General features: G+C 72.9%; 4 protein-coding genes. 2 read left to right on the top strand and 2 right to left on the bottom strand.

What is annotated here, in order from left to right:
* Both A2U95_RS27090 and A2U95_RS27085 read right to left on the bottom strand, forming a co-directional pair.
* The coding region (locus tag A2U95_RS27090; protein WP_166027810.1) for a type I polyketide synthase at positions 1 to 1,822 on the bottom strand (1,822 nt) is incomplete at its 3' end.
* Positions 1,823 to 2,107: 285 nt separating this feature from the next.
* Positions 2,108 to 3,325 carry a 3-deoxy-7-phosphoheptulonate synthase gene (locus tag A2U95_RS27085; RefSeq protein ID WP_166027808.1) on the bottom strand — a complete coding sequence of 406 codons (1,218 nt, stop codon included), beginning with the start codon at positions 3,323 to 3,325 and terminating at the stop codon, positions 2,108 to 2,110.
* 217 nt (positions 3,326 to 3,542) lie between these two features.
* Here A2U95_RS27085 and A2U95_RS27080 point away from each other — a divergent pair, with 217 nt between their 5' ends.
* Positions 3,543 to 3,716 (top strand): hypothetical protein, encoded by a 174-nt coding sequence (locus A2U95_RS27080; protein ID WP_166027806.1) that lies wholly within the window; start codon positions 3,543 to 3,545, stop codon positions 3,714 to 3,716.
* The coding region (locus A2U95_RS27075) for a beta-ketoacyl synthase N-terminal-like domain-containing protein (RefSeq protein ID WP_206283080.1) at positions 3,683 to 4,787 on the top strand (1,105 nt) is incomplete at its 3' end. The genes A2U95_RS27080 and A2U95_RS27075, both read left to right, overlap by 34 nt.

Below are 4,787 nucleotides of genomic sequence, written 5' to 3'. Positions count from 1 at the left end.
CCAGCAGCGACCAGTCGATGTGCGGAGCCAGCGCCGCAGCACACTCCGCCATCCGCGCCGCGAACACCGGCGAGGAGTCGAGCAGTTCGACCGCCATCCCCGCCCACTGCGCGCCCTGACCCGGGAACACGAACACCGGACGGGCGCCCCCCGCCGACGCGCCGCGCACCGCGCCGGGCGTCGGGCGGCCCTCCGCCAGGGCGGACAGCGCTGCCTCGAAGCCGTCGAGGTCCGAGGCGACCACCGCCGCACGGTGGGTGAAGGCCGTCCGCGTCAGCGCCAGGGAGTGGCCGATGTCCGCGACGGGCACGTCCGGGTTCTCCCGGACGTGGGCCAGCAGGCTCTCCGCCTGGGCCTCGAGCGCCTGCTCCGACTTGGCGGACAGCACCCACGGCACCGTCACCGCACCCGCCGGGACGGGAGCCGTCTCCGGCTCGGCGGACGGCTCCTCGGCCGGTGCCTCCTCCAGGATCACGTGCGCGTTGGTGCCGCTCATGCCGAACGACGACACACCGGCCCGGCGCGGTGAGCCGGCGGCCGGCGGCCAGGCGACCGGCTCGCGCAGCAGTTCGACGGCGCCGGCGGTCCAGTCGACGTGCGGGGTGGGCTCGTCGGCGTGCAGGGTCTTCGGAAGCATCCCGTGCCGCATCGCCATGACCATCTTGATGACGCCGCCGACTCCGGCGGCGCCCTGGGTGTGGCCGATGTTGGACTTCAGGGAGCCGAGCCGCAGCGGCCGGCCGTCCGCGGGGCGCTCCTGGCCGTAGGTGGCGAGCAGCGCCTCGGCCTCGATGGGGTCACCGAGCCTCGTGCCGGTGCCGTGCGCCTCCACCGCGTCGACGTCGGCGGCGGTGAGGCGGGCGGCGGCGAGGGCGTCCAGGATGACGCGCTGCTGCGAGGGCCCGTTGGGGGCGGTGAGGCCGTTGCTGGCGCCGTCCTGATTGACGGCGGAGCCCCGCACCACCGCCAGCACCCGGTGGCCGTTGCGCCGGGCGTCCGACAGCCGCTCCAGCAGCAGCACGCCCACGCCCTCGCTCCACGCGGTGCCGTCGGCGGCCGCGGAGAAGGCCTTGCACCGGGCGTCGGCGGCGAGGCCGCCCTGTTCGCTGAAGCCTCCGAAGGCGCTGGGCGTCGACATGACGGTGGCCCCGCCGGCGAGGGCGAGGGAGCACTCGCCGTTGCGCAGGGACTGCACGGCGAGGTGGATGTTCACCAGGGAGGTGGAACAGGCCGTGTCGACGGAGACGGCGGGTCCCTCCAGGCCGAGGGTGTAGGCGATGCGGCCGGACACGACGCTGGCGGCCGTGCCGGTGAGGACGTAGCCCTCGGTGCCCGGGGGCGGGGGCGCGAGCAGGTGCGCGTAGTCCTGGCCGGTGGTGCCCGCGAACACCCCGGTCCGGGTCCCGGCGAGGGACTCGGGGGTGATGCCGGCGGCCTCGAGCGTCTCCCAGGCGACCTCCAGCAGGAGCCGCTGCTGCGGGTCCATGGCCAGGGCCTCGCGCGGGGAGATGCCGAAGAAGGCGGGGTCGAAGTCGGTCGCGTCGTGGACGAAGCCGCCTTCCTCGCAGAAGTCCGTGCCGTCCGGCGACTCGAGGGGCCAGCCGCGGTCGCGCGGGAAACCGGACATGGCGTCGGTCCCCGCGGCGACCAGCCGCCAGAGCTGTTCGGGTGTGCGCACACCTCCCGGGTAGCGGCATCCCATCGAGACGACGGCGATGGGTTCGCTGTCGCGGGCCTCCACCTCACGCAGGCGCTGTCGCGTCTGGTGCAGGTCCGCCGCGACCAGCTTCAGGTAGTCCCGGAGCGTCTCTTCGTTCGCCATTCATCCCCACCCTGGGCAGCAGCCAGCGCATTGCGTCGACACAGAGACCCGGGAATTCTCCCGAGCGCGCAGGAATCGCGGGCCTCCGGAGCGTTTTCCGGCGCTCCGCGTTTTCCCGGCGAGGAAAGTACCGAACGGGAACCGATCGGGACTCGAGTCCACCTCGAGCGGGCCCGTTCTTCCCGGTCCTCCCCTCGACAGGAATCCCTCCCGGACGCTATTCCGGGACGTCGACGGCGCTCAACCCCTGAATTCCGGGGTGGGGACACCCCTATCCGGCGGCGGTCATCGCCACGCCCCGGCTCCGGCGGACCGGCCGGCGGCGAGGCCGGCGACGCGCCGGGCGAGTTCGACGGACTGCCCACGGTTCAGGCGGGGATCGCAGGAGGACTCGTACCGGCGCGGCAGGTCCTCGTGGCCGACTCCCGCCGCGCCCACGCACTCCGTCACGTCCTGCCCGGTCATCTCCAGGTGGATCCCGCCCGGGTGGGTGCCGAGGGCGTGGTGGACCTCGAAGAAGCCCGTGATCTCGTCGAGGACGTCGTCGAAGGCCCTGGTCTTGTGGCCGGTGGGAGCGGTGTAGGTGTTGCCGTGCATGGGGTCGCAGACCCAGCCGACGCGGGCTCCGGAGGCGGCGACCTTCTCCACCAGCAGGGGCAGCCGTTCGCGGACCGCCCCGGCGCCCATGCGGACGACGAAGGTGAGCCGCCCCGGTTCCTGGTCGGGGTCGAGGCGCTCGACCAGGGCCAGCAGTTCGTCGGGCTCGGCGGCGGGTCCGAGCTTGACGGCGACCGGGTTGGCGACGCCGGCGAGGAAGGCGATGTGCGCCCCGTCGGGGTCGCGGGTGCGCTCACCGGCCCACAGCAGGTGGCCGGTGCCGGCGTAGGTACGGCCGGTGCGGGGGTCGACACGGGTCAGTGGCGTCTCGTGGTCGAGCAGCAGGGCCTCGTGGGAGACGAACATCTCCTCCGGGACGTGCGTGTCCGGGGATCCGGCGCGGTGGCCGACGAGCGCGCGGACCATGTTCATGGTCGCCGCGGCGGCCTGGTGGGCGCGAAGCATCCGGTAGGGATCGGCCGTGCGGGCCGCGGCGGTGAACTCCGGCCCGTTGACGGAGTCGCCGCGGTAGGAGGGCAGCGTCACGCCGTCCCGGGTCTCGTAGGCGCTGGAGCGGGGCTTGGCGTACTGGCCGGCCAGCCGCCCCACCACGACCACGGGCAGCAGGAAGGACTCGGACAGCAGCGAGGCCATCCGGCTCAGGGTGTCGATCCTCCTCTCCACGTCGTCGAGGGAGGTGTGCAGCCGTTCGGCGCAGTCACCTCCTTGCAGGAGCAGGGCGCGGCCCTCGGCGACCGCCGCCAGCCGGCGCTTGAGCAGGTCGCTCTCGCGGGGCACGACGATCGGCAGGCTCGCCTCGAGCGTCCGCCTGACCTCGTCGAGCCGCTCGGGATCGGGCCATTCGGGTTGCTGCTGGGGAACGGTTGGCTGCAGGAGTCTTGGCATCAGGCGCCCTCGTCACGTGGAAGGGAAGTTCACGCACCGGACCGGCAGGCACGACGAATCGCCCTGCGCTGTGGAAGACATTCGGTAAACAGTTGATACAAAGCAGCTAGAATTTCGCCGGAACCGGGGTGGAATTCCTGATCAGAGCGCCGGCACGAAGACCGATGCCGCACGGTTAGGGGTTGTGGACGTCAATTCCACTGCATAGCTTCCTTTCTTGAGGGCGATCATGGGTGCTTTCGATGACGCCGCCTGCCGGCCGCCGTTTCCGTCGTCCATGGGCATCGATCCGGACACGGGACTGATCGCCATGAACGGACGAGAGAGCGACGGCTTCCACGAGGGCGGGGCATTTCCATGGCAAGTGAAGAAAAGCTGCTCGATCACCTGAAGTGGATGACGGCCGAGCTGCGTCAGGCGAAGCAGCGCCTGCGCGAGGCGGATTCCGCCGCGCGGGAGCCCGTCGCGATCGTCGGCATGGCCTGCCGCTTCCCGGGCGGGGTCGCCTCGCCCGAGGACCTGTGGCGGCTGGTGGCCGACGGCACGGACGCCGTCGGCGCGTTCCCCGACGACCGCGGCTGGGAGGCGGCGGTGCAGGCCGGCCAGGACGGCCCGGGCTCCTCCCACAGCGACCAGGGCGGATTCCTGCACGACGCCGCCGAGTTCGACGCGTCGTTCTTCGGCATCTCGCCGCGCGAGGCGCTGGCGATGGACCCGCAGCAGCGGCTGGTGCTGGAGACCTCCTGGGAGCTGTTCGAGCGGTCGGGCATCGCCCCCGGGTCGCTGCGCGGCAGCCGCACCGGCGTGTTCGTCGGCACGAACGGCCAGGACTACCCGATGCTGCTGCCGAACAGCGCCGAGAACGTCGAGGGCCACGTGGTGGTGGGCGGCTCGGCGAGCGTGCTGTCCGGCCGCGTCTCCTACACCCTCGGCCTGGAGGGCCCGGCGGTGACCGTGGACACCGCCTGCTCGTCCTCCCTGGTGGCCCTGCACCTCGCCACCCGGGCCCTGCGCAACGGGGAGTGCACCCTGGCCGCCGCCGGGGGCGTCGCCCTGATGTCGACGCCGGGCACCTTCCAGGAGTTCAGCCGGCAGGGCGCGATGTCCTCCGACGGCCGGTGCAAGGCGTTCGCCGACGCGGCGGACGGCACCGGCTGGGGCGAGGGCGTCGGCATGCTCCTGCTCGAGCGCCTGTCGGACGCCCGCCGCAACGGCCACCGGATCCTCGCCGTGATCCGCGGCTCGGCGGTCAACCAGGACGGCGCGTCCAGCGGCCTCACCGTGCCCAACGGGCCGTCGCAGCAACAGGTCATCCGCGCCGCCCTCACCGACGCCGGCCTGACCACGGCCGACGTGGACGTGGTCGAGGCGCACGGCACCGGCACCAAGCTCGGCGACCCCATCGAGGCGCAGGCCCTGCTCGCCACCTACGGCCAGGACCGGCCCGAGGACCGGCCGCTGT

The sequence above is a fragment of the Streptomyces chilikensis genome (assembly GCF_001642695.1).
Classification (GTDB): Bacteria; Actinomycetota; Actinomycetes; order Streptomycetales; family Streptomycetaceae; genus Streptomyces; species Streptomyces chilikensis.
This window is presented reverse-complemented; position numbering and strand designations above follow the sequence as displayed.

Excerpts from the sequence above, each read along its gene's own strand:
- A2U95_RS27085 (WP_166027808.1), bottom strand. The coding sequence starts at position 3,325 with ATGCCAAGACTCCTGCAGCCAACCGTTCCCCAGCAGCAACCCGAATGG.